The sequence below is a fragment of the Janthinobacterium sp. GW460-12-1-14-LB5 genome, assembly GCF_059423585.1.
Genome location: NZ_JBWKYD010000012.1, coordinates 67,296 through 88,004 on the forward strand (window position 1 = coordinate 67,296; position 20,709 = coordinate 88,004).

At 63.4% G+C, this 20,709-nt stretch carries 17 protein-coding genes and 4 tRNA genes; 13 read left to right on the forward strand and 8 right to left on the reverse strand.

What is annotated here, in order from left to right; genetic code table 11:
- The 11 genes from AC07X6_RS14210 to ahpF all read left to right on the forward strand — a co-directional run bounded on the left by AC07X6_RS14210 (nt 1) and on the right by ahpF (nt 13,033).
- Nucleotides 1-870 carry an EamA family transporter gene (locus AC07X6_RS14210; protein WP_494791379.1) on the forward strand — a complete coding sequence of 290 codons (870 nt, stop codon included), beginning with the start codon at nt 1-3 and terminating at the stop codon, nt 868-870.
- Nucleotides 871-1,078: 208 nt separating this feature from the next.
- On the forward strand, nt 1,079-2,038 hold the full coding sequence (locus tag AC07X6_RS14215) for a sugar ABC transporter substrate-binding protein (protein WP_442908099.1): 960 nt from the start codon (nt 1,079-1,081) through the stop codon (nt 2,036-2,038).
- A gap of 86 nt (nt 2,039-2,124) precedes the next feature.
- The gene (locus tag AC07X6_RS14220) at nt 2,125-3,678 is read left to right on the forward strand and encodes a sugar ABC transporter ATP-binding protein (RefSeq protein WP_494791380.1); all 1,554 of its coding nucleotides are present in this window, start codon (nt 2,125-2,127) and stop codon (nt 3,676-3,678) included.
- An 18-nt stretch (nt 3,679-3,696) separates the two neighbouring features.
- Nucleotides 3,697-4,668: an ABC transporter permease gene (locus AC07X6_RS14225; protein WP_070312235.1), complete on the forward strand. Its 972-nt coding sequence runs from the start codon at nt 3,697-3,699 to the stop codon at nt 4,666-4,668.
- Between the two features lie 9 nt (nt 4,669-4,677).
- Nucleotides 4,678-5,736: a LacI family DNA-binding transcriptional regulator gene (locus tag AC07X6_RS14230; protein ID WP_494791381.1), complete on the forward strand. Its 1,059-nt coding sequence runs from the start codon at nt 4,678-4,680 to the stop codon at nt 5,734-5,736.
- Complete coding sequence (rbsK, locus tag AC07X6_RS14235; RefSeq protein ID WP_494791382.1) at nt 5,733-6,641, forward strand: ribokinase; 909 nt, start codon at nt 5,733-5,735, stop codon at nt 6,639-6,641. The genes AC07X6_RS14230 and rbsK overlap by 4 nt, the downstream gene beginning before the upstream one ends.
- Nucleotides 6,642-6,645: 4 nt before the next feature.
- Nucleotides 6,646-7,038: a D-ribose pyranase gene (rbsD, locus tag AC07X6_RS14240; RefSeq protein WP_034753900.1), complete on the forward strand. Its 393-nt coding sequence runs from the start codon at nt 6,646-6,648 to the stop codon at nt 7,036-7,038.
- A 134-nt stretch (nt 7,039-7,172) separates the two neighbouring features.
- Nucleotides 7,173-10,016, forward strand: a complete 2,844-nt coding sequence (locus AC07X6_RS14245) for an EAL domain-containing protein (protein ID WP_494791383.1) — start codon at nt 7,173-7,175, stop codon at nt 10,014-10,016.
- Nucleotides 10,017-10,194: 178 nt separating this feature from the next.
- Nucleotides 10,195-10,587 (forward strand): DUF3597 domain-containing protein, encoded by a 393-nt coding sequence (locus AC07X6_RS14250; protein ID WP_099666109.1) that lies wholly within the window; start codon nt 10,195-10,197, stop codon nt 10,585-10,587.
- A gap of 188 nt (nt 10,588-10,775) precedes the next feature.
- A complete protein-coding gene (gene ahpC / locus AC07X6_RS14255) occupies nt 10,776-11,339 on the forward strand; it encodes an alkyl hydroperoxide reductase subunit C (RefSeq protein ID WP_071326099.1) in 564 nt (187 codons plus the stop codon).
- A 98-nt stretch (nt 11,340-11,437) separates the two neighbouring features.
- Nucleotides 11,438-13,033, forward strand: a complete 1,596-nt coding sequence (gene ahpF / locus AC07X6_RS14260; protein WP_230541991.1) for an alkyl hydroperoxide reductase subunit F — start codon at nt 11,438-11,440, stop codon at nt 13,031-13,033.
- Nucleotides 13,034-13,105: 72 nt separating this feature from the next.
- On the opposite strand, the gene AC07X6_RS14265 is transcribed toward ahpF, so the two are convergent.
- The 8 genes from AC07X6_RS14265 to AC07X6_RS14300 all read right to left on the reverse strand — a co-directional run bounded on the left by AC07X6_RS14265 (nt 13,106) and on the right by AC07X6_RS14300 (nt 18,298).
- Nucleotides 13,106-13,453: a CzcE family metal-binding protein gene (locus AC07X6_RS14265; RefSeq protein ID WP_230541990.1), complete on the reverse strand. Its 348-nt coding sequence runs from the start codon at nt 13,451-13,453 to the stop codon at nt 13,106-13,108.
- A gap of 134 nt (nt 13,454-13,587) precedes the next feature.
- Nucleotides 13,588-14,214 carry an ATP-binding cassette domain-containing protein gene (locus tag AC07X6_RS14270; protein ID WP_494791384.1) on the reverse strand — a complete coding sequence of 209 codons (627 nt, stop codon included), beginning with the start codon at nt 14,212-14,214 and terminating at the stop codon, nt 13,588-13,590.
- Nucleotides 14,205-15,308, reverse strand: coding sequence for a hypothetical protein (locus AC07X6_RS14275; protein ID WP_494791445.1), 1,104 nt, complete (start codon nt 15,306-15,308; stop codon nt 14,205-14,207). Before AC07X6_RS14275 ends, AC07X6_RS14270 begins: the two co-directional genes overlap by 10 nt.
- A 102-nt stretch (nt 15,309-15,410) precedes the next feature.
- Nucleotides 15,411-15,487: transfer RNA gene (locus tag AC07X6_RS14280), tRNA-Asp, on the reverse strand.
- 53 nt (nt 15,488-15,540) lie between these two features.
- Nucleotides 15,541-15,616, reverse strand: a tRNA-Val gene (locus AC07X6_RS14285).
- 217 nt (nt 15,617-15,833) lie between these two features.
- A tRNA-Asp gene (locus AC07X6_RS14290) sits at nt 15,834-15,910 on the reverse strand.
- A gap of 54 nt (nt 15,911-15,964) precedes the next feature.
- Nucleotides 15,965-16,040, reverse strand: a tRNA-Val gene (locus AC07X6_RS14295).
- Nucleotides 16,041-16,138: 98 nt separating this feature from the next.
- Nucleotides 16,139-18,298, reverse strand: coding sequence for a S9 family peptidase (locus tag AC07X6_RS14300; RefSeq protein ID WP_494791385.1), 2,160 nt, complete (start codon nt 18,296-18,298; stop codon nt 16,139-16,141).
- A 162-nt stretch (nt 18,299-18,460) separates the two neighbouring features.
- Here AC07X6_RS14300 and dinB point away from each other — a divergent pair, with 162 nt between their 5' ends.
- Both dinB and AC07X6_RS14310 read left to right on the forward strand, forming a co-directional pair.
- A complete protein-coding gene (gene dinB / locus AC07X6_RS14305; RefSeq protein ID WP_494791386.1) occupies nt 18,461-19,642 on the forward strand; it encodes a DNA polymerase IV in 1,182 nt (393 codons plus the stop codon).
- A 116-nt stretch (nt 19,643-19,758) separates the two neighbouring features.
- The gene (locus AC07X6_RS14310) at nt 19,759-20,655 is read left to right on the forward strand and encodes a recombination-associated protein RdgC (RefSeq protein WP_034754435.1); all 897 of its coding nucleotides are present in this window, start codon (nt 19,759-19,761) and stop codon (nt 20,653-20,655) included.
- The last annotated feature ends 54 nt before the right edge of the window (nt 20,656-20,709 follow it).

Below are 20,709 nucleotides of genomic sequence, written 5' to 3' on the forward strand. Positions count from 1 at the left end.
ATGTCCACCTCCATTCTCCGTCCCGCCTGGGGCGATATCGTGCTCACGGCGCTGGCGCCCCTGATCTGGGGTTCCACCTACATCGTCACGTCCGAACTGCTGCCGCCGCACCGGCCCTACACGGCGGCCCTGATTCGCGTGCTGCCGGCCGGCCTGCTGTTGCTGCTGATCATGCGGCGCCTGCCCGCGCGGCGCGACTGGGGCCGCGTGCTGATTCTTTCCGCGCTGAATATCGGCGTGTTCCAGGCCCTGCTGTTCGTGGCCGCCTACCGTTTGCCGGGCGGCTTGGCGGCCGTGGTGGGCGCCATCCAGCCGCTCTTGGTGATGGGCCTGGCCTGGGGCGTGGAAGGGCGCCGTCCGGCCCGCCTGGCACTGGGTGCCAGCGTGCTGGGCGTGGCCGGCATGGGCGTGTTGCTGTTGTCGCCGCGCACCGTGTGGGAACCCGTCGGCATCGCGGCCGCGCTGGGCGGCACGGCCTGCATGGCGGCCGGCACCTACCTGACGCGGCGCTGGAAGCCGGACTTGCCCGTGCTGGCGCTGACGGGCTGGCAATTGCTGCTCGGCGGCCTGATGCTGGCGCCCGTCGCCTGGCTGGCCGACGCGCCGTTGCCGGCACTGTCCGTGCAGCAAGTATTGGCTTACGCCTACCTGTGCCTGGCAGGCGCCCTGCTCGCGTATGCCTTGTGGTTTCGCGGCATCAGCCGCCTGTCGCCCGTGGCCGTCTCCTCGCTGGGACTGCTCAGTCCCCTGATGGCCGTCGTCCTGGGCTGGGCCTTGCTGGGGCAAGCCATGACGGGCTGGTCGATGCTGGGCTTGCTGCTGGTGCTGGCCAGCGTGCTGGCCGTGCAGTGGGCCGTAACAAAGTCCTGACTTGCGCGTATTTCCCCTCGGCAGGCTGATCATACCGGCCTGCCCGTTTCCCTCTGGGCGTGCCCTTTTTGCTGCACCGCACATACAGTTTTGCTTGCACTGATATGGGGCATTGAGGCACTATTCGCTTCGCGCAAACGTTTGCGCGCAACGAATTTCCTAAAAAGCATGCAGTACACGTGCTTGACCAACCACTCTGGAGACGCCCATGACATCCCGTATTCGCCTGAAAATGATTGCCGCCGCTGTCCTCGCGTGTGCCTTGCCCGCCGTGCCGGCGATGGCGCAGACGCCAGCCAAACCAAAGGTGGCATTGGTGATGAAGTCGCTCGCTAATGAATTTTTCCTGACCATGGAAAATGGCGCCAAGGCGCATCAGAAGGCCAATGCCGCCAAGTACGACCTGCTGTCGAACGGCATCAAGGATGAAACGGATACGTCGAGCCAGATCAAGCTGGTCGAGCAAATGATCGTCTCGCGCGTCAACGCGCTGGTGATTGCCCCGGCCGACTCGAAGGCGCTGGTGCCGGTGCTGAAAAAAGCCATCGACGCGGGCATCATCGTCGTCAATATCGACAACAAGCTCGACGATGGCGCCCTGAAAGAGAAGGGCATCACCGTGCCCTTCGTCGGTCCGGACAACCGCAAGGGCGCCAAGGTCGTCGGCGACTTCCTGGCCAAGCAGATCAAGAAGGGCGACCCCGTCGGCATCATCGAAGGCGTGTCGACTACCTACAACGCGCAGCAGCGCACCCTGGGCTTCCAGGACGCCATGAGCGCGGCCGGTGCGAAAGTGGTCAGCGTACAGTCGGGCCAGTGGGAAATCGCCCCCGCCAATACGGTGGCGGCCGCCATGCTGAATGCCAACCCGAATATCAAGGCCTTGCTGTGCGGTAACGACAACATGGCCATCGGCGCCGTGTCCGCCATCAAGGCGGCCGGCAAGACGGGCAAAGTGCTCGTCGTCGGCTACGACAACATCAACGCCATCAAGCCGATGCTGGCCGATGGCCGCGTGCTGGCCACCGCCGACCAGTTCGGTTCGCAGCAAGCCGTGTTCGGCATCGAGACCGTGCTGAAAGCCCTGGCGCAGAAGAAGAAACAGGCCGATCTCGGCGGCGTCATCGAAACCAAGGTCGAACTGGTCGCCAAGGGCGCCAAGTCCTGATCGTCTGATCCCGCCGGGGCCAGCGTCCGCGTCTCTGCCTGAGACTGCGGCGCCGGCCCCGCCGCCTTTTTCCGCGGAGTTTTATCATGCCTAACGACATCCCCCCGGCGCCATCAGCCGCCATCCCTCTATTGACCCTGGACAACATCGGTAAGTCCTATGTCGGCCCCGTGCTGGGTGGCGTGGGCTTGCGCTTCGCCCCTGGCCAGGTGCTGGCGCTGACGGGAGAGAACGGCGCGGGCAAGAGTACCCTGTCGAAGATCATCTGCGGCCTGGAGCAAGCCACCACGGGCACGATGCTGCTTGACGGCAAGCCCTACCAGCCCGCCTCGCGCGGCGCCGCCGAGGCGTTGGGCATCCGCATGGTGATGCAGGAATTGAATTTGATTCCCACCCTGTCGATCGCGGAAAACCTGTATTTGAAAAATTTGCCGCAGCGCTTCGGCTTCATCGACCGCACCCGTCTCGAGCGCGATGCGCGCGAACAGATGGAGAAAGTGGGCCTGGGCGGCCTCGACCCGTGGACCCTGGTCGGCGAACTGGGCATCGGCCACCAGCAAATGATCGAAATCGCGCGCAACCTGATCGGCGCCTGCCGCCTGCTGGTGTTAGATGAGCCGACGGCCATGCTGACGCACCGCGAAGTGGAATTGCTGTTCCTGCAGATCGAACGCCTGAAAGCCGACGGCGTGTGCATCATCTATATTTCCCACCGCCTGGAAGAACTCAAGCGCGTGGCCGACCGCATCGCCGTGCTGCGCGACGGCCAGCTGGTGTGCGACGACGACATCGCGGGCCATTCCGCCGCCGACCTGGTCAGCCTGATGGTGGGCCGTTCGGCCGACGACGCCGTCGACCTGAGCGGGCGGACCATCGGCGCGCCGCTGCTGCGCGTGCGGGGCCTGGCGCGCGGCAAGGTGGTCAATCCGACCTCGTTTGACTTGCGCGCCGGCGAAATCCTCGGCATTGCCGGCCTGATCGGCTCGGGCCGCACGGAATTGCTGCGCCTGATCTTCGGCGCCGACCGCGCCGACGCCGGCGACGTGTTCCTCGGCGACAGCGAAATACCCGCCGCCTTGCACTCGCCGCAGGCAGCCGTGAAAGCGGGCATCGCCATGATCACGGAAGACCGCAAGGGACAAGGTTTGTTGTTGCGCCAGTCCATCGCCGTCAACACGACCCTGGCTTCGCTCGATACCGTCAGTGGCGCCGGCTGGCTCAACGACGCGGCCGAAGCGACGGTGGCCGACGATTACATTCAGCGCCTGGGCATCCGCTCGCGCAACAGCGCGCAAACGGTGGCGGAGTTGTCCGGCGGCAACCAGCAAAAGGTGGTGATCGCCCGCTGGCTGTACCGCGACTGCCCCGTGATGCTGTTCGACGAGCCCACGCGCGGCATCGATATCGGCGCCAAGTTTGATATTTATCAGGTGCTGGCCGAACAGGCACGCCAGGGCAAGGGCCTCGTCATCGTGTCGAGCGATTTGCGCGAACTGATGCTGATCTGCGACCGCATCGCCGTCATGAGCGCGGGCAGCATCGTCGACACCTTCGAGCGCGGCGCCTGGAGCCAGGACGCGCTGCTGTCGGCCGCCTTCTCCGGCTATTTGACCCCCAACTCCACTCCAGCTGCGGCCTGATCCGCCGGAAAGATTCCCATGACCTCCAACTCCTCTCCTTCGTATCTGCAGCGCAGCCTGGCCGACCTGAAAAACTATGCGGGCCTGATCGGCGCCTTGCTGGCCATGTGCGTGCTGTTCTCGTTTGCCAGCGAAAACTTTTTTACTTTGGCGACCTTGAGTACCCTGTCGAACAACATCCCGACCCTGGTCGTGATGGCCGTCGGCATGACGTTCGTGCTGATCATCGGCGGCATCGACCTGTCCGTCGGTTCCGTGATGGCGCTGGCCGCTTCCGTGCTGTCGCTGGCCGTCGTGCACTGGGGCTGGCCCGTGTGGAGCGCGGCCCTGCTGGGCATGTTCGTCGCCGCCCTGTGCGGCGCCACGACGGGCCTGATTTCCGTCGGCTGGCGCATTCCCTCGTTCATCGTGTCCTTGGGCGTGCTGGAAATGGCGCGCGGCATGGCGTATCAAGTGACGAACTCGCGCACGGAATACATCGGCAGCGCCGTGGACGGCATCAGCTCGCCCATCGCGTTTGGCCTGTCGCCCGCCTTCATCGCCTCGATCGCCATCGTCGTCATCGGCCACCTGGTACTCACGCGCACGGTGCTGGGACGCCACTGGATCGGCATCGGCACGAATGAAGAAGCCGTGCGTTTGTCCGGCATCAATACAAAACCGTCGAAAGTACTGGTGTTTGCCTTGATGGGCTTTCTGGCCGGCGTGGGCGCCCTGTTCCAGGTGTCACGCCTGGAAGCGGCCGACCCGAATGGCGGCGTGGGCATGGAGTTGCAAGTGATCGCCGCCGTCGTGATCGGCGGCACGAGCCTGATGGGCGGGCGCGGTTCCGTCATCAGCACGTTTATCGGCGTGTTGATCATTTCCGTGCTGGAAGCGGGCCTGGCGCAAGTGGGCGTGTCCGAACCCGTGAAACGCATCGTTACGGGCCTGGTGATCGTTGCCGCCGTCGTGCTCGACACCTACCGCCGCCGCGGCGAGCGTTCATAATACTGGCCCATGGCAACCATCAAGCAAGTGGCGCAGGCGGCGGGGGTATCGTTTACCACCGTGTCGCACGTCCTCAACAATACCCGCCCCGTCAGCGACGAGGCGCGCCGCGCCGTGCTGGCGGCGGCGGAGGCACTGCATTACGTGCCCAGCGCGCTGGCGCGTTCCTTGCGCAGCCGCAGCACGGGCACCATCGGCCTGATCATTCCGAACAATACGAACCCGTATTTCTCGGAAGTGGCGCGCGGCATCGAGGACAGCTGCTACGCGGCCGGCTACAGCGTGATTTTGTGCAACTCCGATGACGATCCCGTCAAGCAGCGCGATTACCTGAACGTGCTGCTGACCAAGCGCTGCGACGGCCTGATTTTGTCCGCGCTGGCCGACAGCGATGGCGAATTGCTGCGCAAGATGAAGGTGCCGGCCGTGCTGCTCGACCGCGCGCCCAGCGACCTGGCCATCGATGCGGTGGCCGTCGATAACCGCGCCGGCGGCGCCCTGGCCGCGCGCCATCTGCTGGGACTGGGACGCCGGCGCCTCGCCTGCATCGCCGGTCCCCGCGAAGTGAGCATTTCCAACGAGCGCATCGCCGGCGCGCGCAGCGCCATGGCGGACGCGGGCGTGACCCTGGCCGACGCCCTGTGCGTGCATGGCGATTTTACGAGCGCGGGCGGTTATGCGGCCGCGCTGGACTTGCTGGCGCTGCCCCAGGGCCAGCGTCCGGACGCCTTGTTCTGCTGCAATGATTTGATGGCTTTTGGCGCCCTGCGCGCCGCCGCCGAGCGCGGCATTGCCGTGCCGGGCGAACTGGCCGTCGTCGGCTTCGACGATATCGACCTGGCCAGCTTCGTGCATCCGGCCTTGAGCAGCGTGGCGCAAAATACGCGCGAGCTGGGCCGCATCACGGCCGCCTGCCTGCTGGCGCGCATCGCCGACCCCGCCTTGCCGCGCCAGCAGCGCAGCATCGCGCCCGAGCTGCACGTGCGCGGCTCCAGCGTGGCCGCCACCGTACCTCCTGCTGTACCTACTTCTTCTCCTGCAACTGAACTGATGGGAATGACATCATGATCGTGGTTATCGGCAGCATCAATATGGACCTGGTCTTGCGCGTGCCGCGCATGCCCCTCCCCGGCGAAACCCTGACGGGCGGCGCATTTAGAACTATTCCTGGCGGCAAGGGCGCCAACCAGGCTGTGGCCTGCGCGCGCCTGAGCGGCAAAGTGGCGGGCGCCCAGCAAGTGGCCATGGTCGGCTGCGTGGGCGACGACGCGTTCGGCGCCACCTTGCGCGCGGCGCTGGTGGGCGACGGCATCATCGACAGCCACATCACCACCTTGCCGGGCGTCGCGTCCGGCATCGCTTCCATCCTCGTCGACGACCATGGCCAGAACAGCATCGTGATCGCCGGCGGCGCCAACGATCTGTTGAGCCCCGCGCACATTGACGCTGCGCAAGGTTTGATCGAGCAGGCCGATATCGTCGTGCTGCAGCTGGAAACGCCGATGGCCACCGTCGTGCACGCGATTCAACTGGCCCGCTCGCTGGGCAAGACCGTGGTGCTGAACCCGGCGCCGGCCGCCAGCTTGCCGGAAGGCGTGCTGGAACTGGTCGACTACCTGATTCCGAATGAAATCGAAGCGGCCATGCTGGCCGGCGTCAGCCCGGAAGGCGCGGACGCCAAGGCGCTGGCGGCCGCGCTGCAAAAGCTGGGCAGCGACAACGTCATCATCACCCTCGGCTCCAAGGGCGTGCATGCGGCCCTGTATGGCGGCGATTACACGTTTCCGGCCGAAGCGGTGCAAGCGGTCGACACGACGGCGGCCGGCGACACTTTCATCGGCGGTTTTGTGGCGGGCCTGGCGTCCGGCATGGACGAGGCGGAAGCGATAGGTCAAGGCCAGCGCGCGGCTGCCTGGAGCGTCACCAAGCCCGGCGCGCAAACCTCGATCCCCCACTTGCACGAGTTGTTTTGAGACCATGAAAAAATCACCGCTGCTGAATATCGCACTGTCGCAACTGATCGCCTCGCTGGGCCATGGCGACATGCTCGTCATCGGCGACGCGGGCTTGCCGTCGCAGCCGGGCGTGCCCCTGATCGACCTGGCCCTGACGCGCGGCATTCCCGGCTTCATCGATACCGTGAACACGGTATTGAGCGAAATGCAGGTGGAATACCATTTGCTCGCCAGCGAGTTGCCGCAGCACAATCCGGCCATGGCGGCGCAGGTGGCGGCCCTGGCCTTGCCCGATGCGCGCCAGGTGACGCATGATGAGTTCAAGCAATTGAGCAAGGGCGCGCGCGCCATCGTGCGCACGGGCGAGTGCAGTCCGTATGCCAACATCATTTTGGTGGCCGGCGTCGTGTTCTAGCGCAAACAAACGCCAGATTGTTTGCCAAAAACATTAACGCTATTGTCCTCACTGAAATAGTTATCCTTCGGCAAAAGGGGCGGCTACAATAGCCGTATCCCTGCCAGCCCGGCAGCTTCCTGTGGTGTGCCGCCATGCCGATGAAAGCCCGCGACGCTTTCCGCTTTGTCTTGCCGCTCGCCGGCAGGCTGGCGCGCGGCTGGCGCGGCCTGTTCTTCCTGCTGCTGTGCCTGGCCACACAAGCCCGGGCGCTGGAGCCCGTCTCCCTGCAGCTCAATTTCACGCACCAGTTCCAGTTCGCCGGCTATTACGCGGCCATCGAGCAGGGTTATTACCGCGAGGCGGGCCTCGACGTGACGCTGCTCGAAGGCAGCGGCGCGCCGCGCGCCGAGGCGGCCGTGCTGGCGGGTCAGGCCGAGTATGGCGTGGGCAACAGCACCCTGCTGCTCAGCCGCCTGGCCGGCAAACCCCTGGTGGTACTGGCCGTCGTGTTCCAGCATTCGCCCAGCGTGCTGCTGATGCGCCAGCAAGGCGGCGCGCCCGACGTGCGCAAGCTGGTGGGGGCGCCCGTGATGATAGGCGCGCCCACCGACGTGGCGGCCGCATCCGATGAAGTGTCGCTGTTCCTGCGGAAAATGGGTGTCGCGCCGCAGCAGATGCGTCACTTGCCGCCCAGCTACAGAATCGAGGATTTGATCAATGGCAAGGTCGATGCGATTGCCGCGTATTCCACCAACGAACCCGATTACCTGGACCGGGCGGGATTTCCCTATTACCAGTTTACGCCGCGCACGGCCGGCATCGATTTTTACGGCGACAACCTGTTTACCAGCGAGCACGAACTGCGCCGCCATCCCGAGCGCGTGAAAGCATTCCGCGCTGCCAGCCTGCGCGGCTGGCAATACGCAATGGCGCACCGCGAGGAAATGGCGCAGCTGATCCACGTCAAATACAGCCAGCGCCACGACCATGCCCACCTGCTGTACGAGGCGCAGCAGATGGAGCTGCTGCTGCAGCCCACACTGGTGGAACCGGGCTACATGAATCCCCAGCGCTGGCAGCATATCGCCGATACCTATGCCGCCATGGGCGTGCTGCCGCGCAATGCCACGGACAGCCGCGCCTACCAGGGCTTTTTGTATCGCCCCGTGCCGGGCGCGGATCTCGGCTGGCTGTACCTGTCGCTGGGCGTGGCGGGCAGCTTGCTGGCCGTGTCGGCGGCCTTTCACTTCAGCAATCTGGCGCGCGAGCGCCGCCGCACGGAAGAAACCATCCGCCAGGGAGAACTGCGCTTTCGCACCATGTTCGAGGAAGCACCCATGGGCATCGCCCTGATCGATACCCTGAGCGGGCGTTTTCTCGATATCAATCCCCGCTACCTGGCCATCAGCGGCCGCAGCCTGGAGCACATGAAGCAATCGAGCTGGATGGAGATCAGCCATCCCGACGACGTGGCGGGCGAGCAGGAACAGGTGGCGCAATTGCTGGCGCGCAGCCTGCCCGGCTTTCGCCACTCGAAACGCATCGTGCGGCCCGATGGCGGCGTGGTGTGGGTCGATGCCTCGGTGACGGCCATCGACACGGCGCGCCACCGTGGCCCGCACCACCTGTGCATGCTGGAAGACGTGACGGACAAGCGGCAAACGGAAGCGCTGATCTGGCAGCAAGCCAATTTCGATACCCTGACGCAATTGCCGAACCGCCGCATGTTCCACGAGCGCCTGCGCCAGGCGCTGGCCCAGGGCCGGCGCGATACGAGCCGCGTAGCCATCCTGTTCATCGACCTCGACCATTTCAAGGAAGTCAACGACACCCTGGGCCACCACCAGGGTGATATCCTGCTGATCGAGGCGGCGCGGCGCATCCGCGTGGGCGTGCGCGAAACGGACACGGTGGCGCGCCTGGGCGGCGATGAATTCACGGTAATCCTGTCCGACCTTGATGATCTGCAGCAAGTCGACCGCATCGCGCGGCAGATACTCGACGGCTTGCTGGCGCCGTTCCTGCTGGGCCAGGAGCAGGCCTTCGTCTCCGCCTCGATCGGCATCACCCTGTACCCTGACGACGCGGGCAATATCGAAGACTTGCTCAAGCATGCGGACCAGGCCATGTATGTCTCGAAGGGCGCGGGGCGCAACCGCTACAGTTATTTCACGCCCGCCATGCAGGTGGCGGCCGTCAACCGCATGCGCATGGGGGCGGACTTGCGCACGGCCCTGCGCGAACAGCAGATGCGGCTGCATTACCAGCCCATCGTCGAGCTGCATAGCGGCAATATTGCCAAAGTGGAAGCCTTGCTGCGCTGGCACCATCCGCAGCGGGGCATCATCTGTCCATCCGATTTCCTGGCGCTGGCCGAAAGCAGCGGGCTGATCGTCGACATCGGCGACTGGGTGCTGCGCACGGCGGCCGCGCAATTGCTGCGCTGGCGCGCGCAGGGCCAGGCCATCGGCTTGCCGGGGCTGCAACTGTGCCTGAACCAGTCGCCGCTGGAGCTGCAGCGCGAAGCGGAGGCGCCCGGCACCTGGCTGCGCCAGCTGCTGGCGCTCGATGTGCCGCCTTCGGCCATCGTGCTCGACATGCGCGAAGATGTGCTTTTACCTAGCGGCAATAGCATGGCGCCACGCCTGCAGCACCTGCGCGAGGCGGGCTTGCAGATCGCCCTCGACGACTTTGGCAGCGGCCAGGCTTCGCTGACGCAATTGCAGCATTGCGGCATCGATTACCTGAAGCTCGACGGCGTGCTGGTGCGCAAGCTGGCCCCCGGCGCCAGCGAGCTGGCGCTGTGCGAAGCCATCGTCACCATGGCGCACAAGCTGGGTTTGCAGGTGATTGCCGAAGGGGTGGAGACGCCGGAGCAGCGCGTGCTGCTGCAGGACATCGGCTGCGATTTTGCGCAAGGCGATCTGTTTGCGCCCCCGCTGGCCATCGAAGCGTTCGATGCGCTGCTGCATGCCCGGCGGCCCTTGCACCCTTGAAACAGACGTAGCCCGCCACCAGATTTGACGCAAGCCTGCGGGACAGGGCTCCCGGCCCGAACGGGCTTATACTCGATGGGCTGGCGCCTGCGCCCGGCTCCAGCTGTCACCGGTTCGCGTCATGTGAACCGGGCGCGCAGGCAACTCTTCTTCCATTCACTCAACTCGAGGTGACCTCATGGGCATTTTCAGCAATATCTACAACAAGATCTTCCACCATTCGTCCGACGCTGCCCCGGCAGCCACGCCAGCTGCCGCCACCGACGCGCCAGCGGCAGCCGCACCGGCGGCCGCACCTGCCGCTGCCGTGCCGGTGGTGGACGTGGAAGTGGTGCTGGTCGACCTGGCCAGCAAAAACGCGGAAAAACTCAATTGGCGCACGTCCATCGTCGACCTGATGAAATTGCTTCAACTCGACAGCAGCCTGGCGTCGCGCAAGGAACTGGCGCAAGAGCTGCACTTCACGGGCGACACCAATGATTCGGCCAGCATGAATATCTGGCTGCATCGCCAGGTGATGATCAAGCTGGCGGAAAACGGCGGCAAAGTACCGGAAGAACTCAAAAATTAAAGACCCGGCGGCAGGAAGGGAAACCCTTGTTGTCGCTGTTCAATCCCGTGGGAACTGCCTATCATGGAGTTCCCATGGCGTCATGATAGTTAAAACCAATTGAAACTATTGTGACAATCAATTTTGCATATGGGTTAAAACCCCTTACACTAGAGTCTTACTGATTCACCACACGAGAGGAAATGACTATGTCGCTGATCAATACCCAAGTTAAACCATTCAAGGCAACCGCATACCACAATGGCAAATTCGTCGATCTGACGGAAGCGTCGCTGAAAGGCAAGTGGTCGGTATTCGTCTTCTACCCAGCCGACTTCACCTTCGTTTGCCCAACCGAACTGGAAGATCTGGCCGATCACCACGCCGAGTTCCAGAAGCTGGGCGTCGACGTGTACGGCATCTCGACCGATACCCACTTCGCGCACAAAGCATGGCACGACACCTCGGACGCGATCAAGAAAGTGCAATACGCACTGATCGGCGACCCGACGGGCGCCCTGTCGCGCAACTTCGAAGTCATGATCGAAGAAGAAGGCCTGGCACTGCGCGGCACCTTCGTCATCAATCCGGACGGCTTCATCAAAGTGCTGGAAGTGCATGACAACGGCATCGGCCGTGACGCCGCAGAACTGTTGCGCAAAGTCAAAGCCGCCCAGTACGTGGCTTCCCACCCAGGCGAAGTGTGCCCGGCAAAATGGACGGAAGGCGCAGCAACGCTGACCCCATCGCTGGACCTGGTCGGCAAGATCTAAGTCTCGATGCACGATGTAGCAAACAAGTAGTTACCGCGATGCCGGACCGGGCGTCCGGCCCGGCATTCGCCTAAATATTTGTAAAGGAAGAAAAAATCATGTTAGATGCAACCCTCAAAACCCAACTGAAATCCTACCTGGAAAAAGTGGTGTATCCGCTTGAGCTGGTCGCTTCTCTCGATGACAGCGCAAAAGCCCGCGAGATGAAGGAATTGCTCCAGGAGATAGTCCTGTTGAGCGACAAGATCACGCTGGTCGAGCGCCTTGACGCTGGCGTACGGGTTCCGTCGTTCAGCATCAACCGTACCGGCTCCGACATCGGCGTGCGTTTCGCCGGTGTGCCGCTGGGCCACGAATTTACCTCGCTGGTGCTGGCGCTGCTGCAAGTGGGCGGCCACACCATCAAGTTCGACGATGCCGTGATCGAGCAGATCCGCAACCTCGACGGCGATTACGAATTTGAAACGTTTATTTCTCTGAGTTGCCATAACTGCCCGGAAGTGGTGCAGGCCTTGAATGCCATGGCCGTGATCAACCCGCGCATCAAGGTCACCACCATCGATGGCGGCGTGTTCCCGAAGGAAGTGGAAGAACGCCAGATCATGGCCGTGCCGATGATGTTCCTGAATGGCCAACACTTTGGCCAGGGACGCACGAATGTCGAGGAAATCCTCGCCAAGCTCGACACCAACGCCGGCGCACGCCAGGCGGCAGCGTTGAACAAGAAAGACGTGTTTGATGTGCTGATCGTCGGCGGCGGCCCTGCCGGCGCGGCAGCAGCCATCTACGCGGCCCGCAAAGGCATCAACACGGGCGTGCTGGCCGAGCGTTTCGGCGGCCAGGTGCTCGATACCCTGGCCATCGAGAATTTTATTTCCGTCAAGGAAACCGATGGTCCGAAGTTCGCCGTGGCGCTGGAACAGCACGTCAAGGAATACGACGTCGACATCATGAACACGCAGCGCGCCGCGAAATTGACGCCAGGCAAGCTGATCGAGATTGAAACGGCGAATGGCGCCGTGCTGAAAGCCAAGACCGTCATCCTGGCCACCGGCGCCCGCTGGCGCGAAATCAACGTGCCGGGCGAGAAGGAATACCGCAACCACGGTGTCGCCTACTGCCCGCACTGCGACGGTCCTTTGTTCAAGGGCAAGCGCGTGGCCGTGATCGGCGGCGGCAACTCGGGTGTGGAAGCGGCGATCGACCTGGCCGGCCTCGTGAAACACGTGACCCTGATCGAGTTCGGCGCGGAATTGCGTGCCGATGCGGTGCTGCAGCGCAAGCTGCACAGTCTGCCTAACGTGACCGTGATTACGTCGGCGCAAACCACCGAGATCCACGGCGACGGCAAGATCGTCAATGGCCTTTCCTACACGGACCGGGTCAGCGGCGAGTCGAAGAAGGTCGAACTGGAAGGCGTTTTCGTGCAAATCGGCCTGGTGCCGAACACGGAATGGCTGAAAGGCACGGTAGCCCTGTCGCGCCACGGCGAAATCGAAGTGGACGCACGCGGCCAGACCTCGATCCCCGGCGTGTTTGCGGCCGGCGACGTCACCACGGTGCCGTACAAGCAGATCATCATCGCCACCGGCGAAGGCGCCAAGGCAGCCCTGTCCGCCTTTGACCACCTGATCCGCTCGGACGACGAGGAAGTGGTTGACGAGTCCGCAGCGAAAGAAGCACTGACGGCCTAACTATTGAGCCTTATCAAGAAAAAACCGGAACTGCCGCAAGGTGGTTCCGGTTTTTTTATGCGCGCAGGAAACTTAACTGCCCGCGTACAGGGGATTGGCGGCCACATACACTTGAATGCCGTCAACGGGCATGTCCTTCGGCGCGATGTCGCTCAGGGCAAAGGCGGTCCTGTTGTTAAAAGTCTGCACGTGCCACGTAAAACGCTGGCCGGCGCGCGCGATGGTGACGGTTTCACCGCGCGTGACGTTGATGTGGCGGGTATCGGCCTGCAGTTCGATGCTGCGCTGGGCGGCGGCGTGGGGCGCGCTGCTGCCATAGTCGGCGGCCGTGCCCGTGGGACCGGCGGCGAGGGCCGAGGCGGCACAGGTGGTGATAGCGGCGCACAGGATGGCCAGGGCGCTGCGGTGGGTGTTCAACATGATTTCTCCAAGAATAAGCCTGGCGCGCCGAATAAGCGCGCCGTGTTGTCGTCGTGGCTGCACCGGGATCGCCGGTTTTTGCAACACGGCATCGTAAGCTGTCCTTGGCCGATCTGCAAAGCTGTATTTCCTGTCTATATTTCCACCGTCGCCGCCAGCGGCACGTCCGGCGCCAGGTGGCTGGTCAGCACGATGCACTGGCGCGCCAGGCGGGATGGTTCGGCCAGTCGCTGGCGCAAGTACGCCATGGCGGCCGCGTCGAGGCCGTTGAGCGGCTCGTCGATCAGCAGCAGGCGCACGGGCAAGGCCAGTGCCAGTGCCAGTTGCAGTTTTTTATGCTGGCCCAGCGAGAGGGCGTTGATGCTTTGCTGCAAGGTTGGCAGCAGGGCAAACGCGCTCAGCTCATCGTTCAGCAGGGCTTCGTCGCTGCCCGGGTACAGGGCCAGGTGCAGGTCGAGAAATTCGTGCACCTGCAGCCAGGGCAGGGCGGGCGCATCGCCGCCGCAATAGAACGTGTGCGCGCGGTAGGCCAGCGGCATGCGAGCGCTGTCGATGTCGTCCAGGCGGATGCTGCCGCGCGCGGGCAGCAGGGCGCCGCCCGCCAGCTTCAGCAGGGTCGTCTTGCCGGCCCCGTTCGCGCCGCGCAGCCAGGTCACGCCGGGGCCGAATTGCTGCTTGAACCCCTGGAAGACGCTGTGCGTGGGGAAGTGAAAATCGAGGTGCTCGATGTGCAGGGTGGGGGAACAGGCATTCAATTCCATAATTCGCTTCCGATGGCGCTCAAGGCAAGGATGGACAGGACCACGAGGGCGACACGCCCGCGTGCCGTCAGGCGGGGCAGGCCGACGATGGCCAGCAGGGCGACGCTGGCCGTGATGGCGTACACCGTGGTCACGCGCTGCTGCAGGGCGGCGGGATCGGTGGCGTACAGCAAGGCGCCCGCGCCCAGCAGCACGGCAAACGCCGGCAGCAGGCTGGCCGCGCAGGCCAGGCGCAGCAAGGGCGCGCTGGCCAGGGGCCAGGCGTTCAGCACGGGGCGCAGCACGGCGATCTGCTCGCGCACGGCCTTGTCGCCGCGGTCCGTCACGATGACCAGGCTGGCGCTGGCCAGCAAGCCCAGCAGCGGCGCGGGCACGAGGGGCATGCGCAGCAGCCAGGCCAGCATGCTGGCGCCGGCCGTGGCCAGCAGCACGCTTTGCTGCAGGCCGATCACATTCTCGTTGCGCCAGAACGGCAGCCAGAACAGCTGGCGCCACAGGAAGACGCTGCGCCAGCGGGGGTGCTGCGGCACATAGGTGCTCATCGTGGCCGGGCGCGCCGTTTGTGCGGGGCGTGGCGCGCGCAGGCGCCGGGCCACGATGAGCGTCGTCAGCAGCCAGGCCAGCAGCCATGCGCCAATGGTGGCAATAGTGCCTGGCGCGGCAACCGGGCGCAGCCAGGGCGGCGACTGCAGCAGCCAGATGGCGGCCGAGACGGCATAGGCAAGGCCCAGCGGCAGCATCAGCAGGCCGGCCACGGCGATATCGGCTTGCCAGCGCAGGCGCGGCGGCAAGGGCAGCTGGCGCAGCCAGGCGGCGGTATGCGCCGGCAGCAATCGCTTGCGCAGCAGCCAGGCGGGCAGGCAGGTGAGCAGGGCTTGCGTGCCGATGATGGCCAGGGCGGCGGGCCAGGGCTGGTTCACGGCGAGAAAGCCGGGCAGGGCGATGACGCTGAGCAGGCCCAGCAGGACGGGACCGGCCAGGAAAAAGAAGATTTCCACGGAACTGGTCACGCTGGCGGCAAATTGCAGCAAAGCATGATGGGCCAGGCGCAAGCGCAGGGCGAGGTAGGGGGAAAAGCTGCGGGGCAGGCGCATCAAGGCGTGGACTGAGTCAGGGTAGCGCTGATTCTAGTGCATTTGCTGCCCGGAAATGGGAAAAGCCCTTCGGTTCCAGGAACCAAAGGGCTTTTCTTTTATTGGCGGAGCGGACGGGACTCGAACCCGCGACCCCCGACGTGACAGGCCGGTATTCTAACCAACTGAACTACCACTCCAAGCTCGTATGATCTGTGTTGCTGATCCATGAAGCACTGGATAATTTTCTGTTTGGTGGGTGCTGAGAGGCTCGAACTCCCGACCTACGCCTTGTAAGGGCGCCGCTCTACCAACTGAGCTAAGCACCCGCATACCCAGAAAACTATCCCGACGTTTGTCACCACGTCTGGAAGAGGCACTATTATAGGGGGCGCTTTCACGCTTGTGCAACTATTCTTATGGGATAAAAGCAGTTTTTTTGCTGAAAAGCGCAAAAATGCTCAAAGGAGGGGGGGCTGGCGTGTTTTTGGCTGCTGAAATGGGAAAAGCCCTTCGGTTCCAGGAACCAAAGGGCTTTTCTTTTATTGGCGGAGCGGACGGGACTCGAACCCGCGACCCCCGACGTGACAGGCCGGTATTCTAACCAACTGAACTACCACTCCAAGCTCGTATGATCTGTGTTGCTGATCCATGAAGCACTGGACAGTTTTCTGATTTGGTGGGTGCTGAGAGGCTCGAACTCCCGACCTACGCCTTGTAAGGGCGCCGCTCTACCAACTGAGCTAAGCACCCGTTGCTTGTCTCAGAAAACCATCCCGACGTTTGTCACCACGTCTGGAAGAGGCGCTATTATAAGATGGCTAAAATCCTTCTGCAAGCGCTTTTTCACATTATTCCGTGATATTCCACTGCGACAGCATCCACGCCATATTAAACGCGTTCTCGGCGATGGCGTTATAGCGGCCCGACGCGCCGCCGTGGCCGGCGCCCATATTCGTTTTCAGCAGCAAGGGATTGCCGTCCGTTTTATGCGCGCGCAGCTTGGCCACGTACTTGGCCGGTTCCCAGTACATGACCTGGCTGTCGTTCAGGCCCGTCGTCACCAGCATGGCAGGATAATTCTTGCGGGCAATGTTGTCGTAGGGCGAGTAGCTGAGCATGTAGTCGTAGGCCGCCTTCTGGTTCGGGTCGCCCCATTCCAGGTACTCTCCCGTGGTCAGCGGCAGGCTGGCGTCCATCATGGTGTTCATCACGTCGACAAAGGGCACGGCCGCGTGCACGGCGTGGAACAGCTCGGGGCGCATGTTGACGACGGCGCCCATCAGCAGGCCGCCCGCGCTGCCGCCTTGGATGATCAGGCGGTTCGGACTCGTCCATTTTTCGCGCACCAGGTAGTCGGCGCTGTCGATGAAGTCGTTGAAGGTGTTTTTCTTCTTCATCAGCATGCCGTCTTCATGCCACGCTTCGCCCATGTCCGTGCCGCCGCGGATGTGCGCCTGCGCGTAGATGACGCCCCGCTCCAGCAGGCTGATGCGGCTGATGGCAAAACTGGCTTCCGTCGAGATGCCGTAGGAACCATATGAATACAGCAGCAGCGGCGCGGAACCGTCGAGCTTGACGCCCTTCTTGTAGACGATCCACAGCGGCACTTGCACGCCGTCGCGCGCCTTCACCCACAGGCGCTGCGTCGTGTAGCGGCTGCCGTCAAAGCCGCCGACGATTTCCTGCTGCTTCAGCACCGTGCGCTTGCCATCCTGCATGCTGACGTCGATGACGGTGGGCGGCGTGACGGGCGACTGGTAGGACATGCGAAATTGTGTGGCGGAAAATTCCGGCGTACCGACGGATGTCGCCAGGTAGACGGGGTCGTCGAACTGCACGGTTTTCCAGTTCTTTTGCGCAAAATCAAGGATGCGCGCGCGGTTCAGGGCGCGGGCCTTTTCCATCACCACCAGGTAGCCCTGGAAGACGTCGATGGACTGGATCACGGCGTCCTTGTTGTGCGGCACGACGGGTTTCCAGTGCTTCGGCTGCGGCGCGGTGACCGGCGCGCTGACGACGCGGAAATTCTTCGCATCCTTGTTGGTCAGAATATACAGCTGGCCGTCGCGGTGCTCGATGCCGTAGCGGTGGCCCTTCTCGCGTGGCAGCACGCTTTGGAAACTGCCTTCCGGCTTGTTCGTTGGCAACAGCAGCACTTCGCTCGTGTCCGTGCTGCGCGCCGTGAGCACAAAGTAGCGCTGGTCGCGCGTGCGGCTCACGCCGATGGCGAATTGCTCCACCGGCTCGTGGTAGACCTGCTGCGGCGTGCCGCCCAGCGCCAGGCGGAACAAGCGGTCAGCGCGCTTGGTGGTGGCGTCTTCCTGCGTCAGCATCAGGGTGGCATTGTCCGCCGCCCAGGCCAGCGAGGTCACGCGCGGCATGCTGTCCGAGAGCAACTTGCCCGTCTTCAAATCCTTGACATGCAGCTCGTACTGGCGGAAACCCGTCGTGTCCGTGGTGTAGGCCAGCAATTGTTCATTCGGGCTGACGCTGAAGGCGCGCACGGCAAAGAATTTGTGGCCTTCGGCCAGTTGATTCTGGTCAAGCAAAATCTCTTCGACCGCCTGGGCGTCATACGCGCCCTTCGCGCCCACGGGGCGGCGGCAATGGATCGGATATTGCTTGCCCGCTTCCACGCGCGTGTAATAGTAGAAATTGCCCTGGCGCGCGGGAACGGACAGGTCCACTTCCTGCATGCGGCCCTTGATTTCCGCATACACCTTGTCGGCCAGCGGCTGGATCGGGGCCGTGACGGCGGCCGTGTAGGCGTTTTCCGCATTCAGGTAGTCGATCACGGCAGGGTCGGTCTTCTTTTGCAGCCAGCGGTAGTCGTCCGTGACGACCGTGCCGTGGCGCGTTTCCTGCCAGGCCGTCTTGGCGGCGACGGGCGCGGTGGCAGCGGTGGCGTCGGCGGCCAGCGCGGATGGCGCCAGCGTGGACAGCAGCAGGGCCGGCACGATGGATGAGCAGGCGGCAATGCGGCGCAAGGCGTGATGTGCTGTGGACAAGGCAACTCCTTCGGTTCGTTGTTGTGCAGCAATTCTATTCTTGCTAAATAGAAAAGCCAATCATGATTTCAGTCAACACGGCGCGGTACTTGCATCCACAGGCATTTCCAGCGATACTGTATATAACAACAGTATTTAACTGCATTCCGCCGCGAGGTGCCCTTGACCACATCTGCCTCCCCCCTTCTCGAGCCGCCCGCCCGCCGCTGGATAGCCCACCTGGACATGGACGCCTTCTTTGCCTCCGTGGAATTGCTGAAATATCCCGAATTGCGCGGCGAGCCGGTGGTGATCGGCGGCGGCCGGCTGCAGCAGCCCGTGCTGCAGGAAGACGGCACGCGGCAATTTGCGCGCATGCGCGACTACGTGGGGCGCGGCGTCGTCACCACCTCGACCTATGCGGCGCGCGCGTTCGGCGTGTTTTCCGCCATGGGCATCATGAAGGCGGCGAAACTGGCGCCCGACAGCATCCTGCTGCCCGCCGATTTCGAGGCTTACCGCGAGTATTCCGCCCGTTTCAAGCAAGCCGTGGCGCAGTTGTGTCCCATCATCCAGAACGTGGGCATCGATGAAATCTATGTCGACCTGACGGAATACGGCGAGCAGGCGCCTATCATGGCGGCGCGCCTGAAGGCGGCCGTGTCCGAGGCGACGGGCCTGTCGTGCTCGATCGGCCTGGCGCCGAACAAATTGCTGGCGAAAATTTGTTCCGACCTGGAAAAACCCGACGGTCTGACCATTTTGTCGCCCGAGGACATTGAAACGCGCGTGTGGCCCTTGCCGGCAAAAAAGATCAACGGCATCGGCCCGAAGGCGACGGCCAAGCTGGAAGCCTTGGGTGTCAATACCATCGGCGAGCTGGCGCGGGCCGACATGGCCATGCTGCGCACGCAGTTCGGCGACCTGTACACGGGCTGGCTGCGCCAGGCGGCGCTGGGCATCGACGAGCGGCCCGTACAGACGAGCCGGGAAACCAAGTCCGTCAGCCGCGAAACGACGTTCGAGCGCGACTTGCAGGTGGTGCGCGACCGCGCCACCCTGTCGGAAAAGCTGGAAAGCCTGTGCACGCGCGTGGCGGGCGACCTCGATAAACAGTCGCTGGCGGGGCGCACGGTGGGCATCAAGCTGCGCTTCGAGGATTTCAGCACCGTCACGCGCGACGTCACCCTGCCCAGCGCCACGGCGGACGCCGCCGCCATCCTGCGCGCCAGCCGCGACTGCTTGCGGCGCGTGCCGTTCGAGAAAAAAATCCGCCTGCTGGGCGTGCGCATCTCGACCTTGTCCGATCCGGCCGTCGTGACGCGGCAGATACCCGCCCAGGCGGAGCTGTTTCCCGCCCTGTAGCGGCGTTTCCTACAAGATACATACCGCGCCAGACCGCGCTTTTGACGGCATTTTCATGTCGAAAGTGTAGAATGGCGTTCCCCTGGCACTACTGAAACAAACGGAAGACAAAAACTATGTGGTTCAAGAATCTTCAGATTTACCGCCTGCCCGCACCATGGGCCTATACGCCAGAACAACTGGAAGAGGCCTTGTCCTCGAACAAATTTACGCCGGCGACCAGCATGGATCTGATGCGCCAGGGCTGGGATACGCCGCGCCCGAACGGCGGCCTGGTCCATGTTGTCAACAAGCAAATGCTGATCCTGCTGGGCACGGAAAAGAAATTGCTGCCAGCGACCGTCATCAACCAGGTGGCCAAGGCCCGCGCCGCCGAGATGGAAGAAGCGCAAGGCTTTGCGCCTGGTAAGAAGGCCATGAAGGAATTGAAGGAGCGCGTGGCCGACGAACTGCTGCCGCGCGCCTTCAGCATCCGCAGCAACGTCTGGACGTGGATCGATCCCGTCAATGGCTGGCTGGTGGTCGATGCCGCCAGCCCGGCGAAAGCCGATGAAGTGATCAAGCTGCTGCTCAAAGCCGTCGACAAATTGCCGCTGGAAAGCCTGCGCGTGCAGCGCTCGCCCGTGGCGGTGATGACGGAATGGCTGCAGGCCGACGATGCGCCGGCCGGCTTCACGGTCGACATGGACACGGAATTGCGCGCCACGGGCGAAAGCAAGGCCACCGTGCGCTACGTGCGCCACACGCTGGAAGCGGACGACGTGCGCCGCCACATTGCGGCCGGCAAGCAATGCACGCGCCTGGCCATGACGTGGAACGACAAGATCTCGTTCGTGCTGACGGAGTCCCTGGCCATCAAGAGTGTCAAGCCGCTGGACGTGATCAAGGAAACGGAATCGAGCACGAAGAACGACGAAGAGCGTTTCGACGGCGACGTGATGCTGATGACGGGCGAGCTCTCCAAGCTGATGGCCGACGTGGTCGAAGCATTGGGCGGCGAAGCGACTGCATAAAAGCAGATATATCGGTACGAAAAAGGAGCTGCGGCTCCTTTTTTTTCGTCCTTC

Coding starts and splice junctions, on each gene's coding strand:
- AC07X6_RS14250 (WP_099666109.1), top strand. CDS start 10,195: ATGGGCATTTTCAGCAATATCTACAACAAGATCTTCCACCATTCGTCC.
- AC07X6_RS14270 (WP_494791384.1), bottom strand. CDS start 14,214: ATGGAATTGAATGCCTGTTCCCCCACCCTGCACATCGAGCACCTCGAT.
- AC07X6_RS14215 (WP_442908099.1), top strand. CDS start 1,079: ATGACATCCCGTATTCGCCTGAAAATGATTGCCGCCGCTGTCCTCGCG.
- AC07X6_RS14210 (WP_494791379.1), top strand. CDS start 1: ATGTCCACCTCCATTCTCCGTCCCGCCTGGGGCGATATCGTGCTCACG.
- ahpF (WP_230541991.1), top strand. CDS start 11,438: ATGTTAGATGCAACCCTCAAAACCCAACTGAAATCCTACCTGGAAAAA.
- ahpC (WP_071326099.1), top strand. CDS start 10,776: ATGTCGCTGATCAATACCCAAGTTAAACCATTCAAGGCAACCGCATAC.
- AC07X6_RS14275 (WP_494791445.1), bottom strand. CDS start 15,308: ATGCGCCTGCCCCGCAGCTTTTCCCCCTACCTCGCCCTGCGCTTGCGC.
- AC07X6_RS14220 (WP_494791380.1), top strand. CDS start 2,125: ATGCCTAACGACATCCCCCCGGCGCCATCAGCCGCCATCCCTCTATTG.
- AC07X6_RS14225 (WP_070312235.1), top strand. CDS start 3,697: ATGACCTCCAACTCCTCTCCTTCGTATCTGCAGCGCAGCCTGGCCGAC.
- AC07X6_RS14230 (WP_494791381.1), top strand. CDS start 4,678: ATGGCAACCATCAAGCAAGTGGCGCAGGCGGCGGGGGTATCGTTTACC.
- AC07X6_RS14245 (WP_494791383.1), top strand. CDS start 7,173: ATGCCGATGAAAGCCCGCGACGCTTTCCGCTTTGTCTTGCCGCTCGCC.
- rbsD (WP_034753900.1), top strand. CDS start 6,646: ATGAAAAAATCACCGCTGCTGAATATCGCACTGTCGCAACTGATCGCC.
- AC07X6_RS14310 (WP_034754435.1), top strand. CDS start 19,759: ATGTGGTTCAAGAATCTTCAGATTTACCGCCTGCCCGCACCATGGGCC.
- AC07X6_RS14265 (WP_230541990.1), bottom strand. CDS start 13,453: ATGTTGAACACCCACCGCAGCGCCCTGGCCATCCTGTGCGCCGCTATC.
- rbsK (WP_494791382.1), top strand. CDS start 5,733: ATGATCGTGGTTATCGGCAGCATCAATATGGACCTGGTCTTGCGCGTG.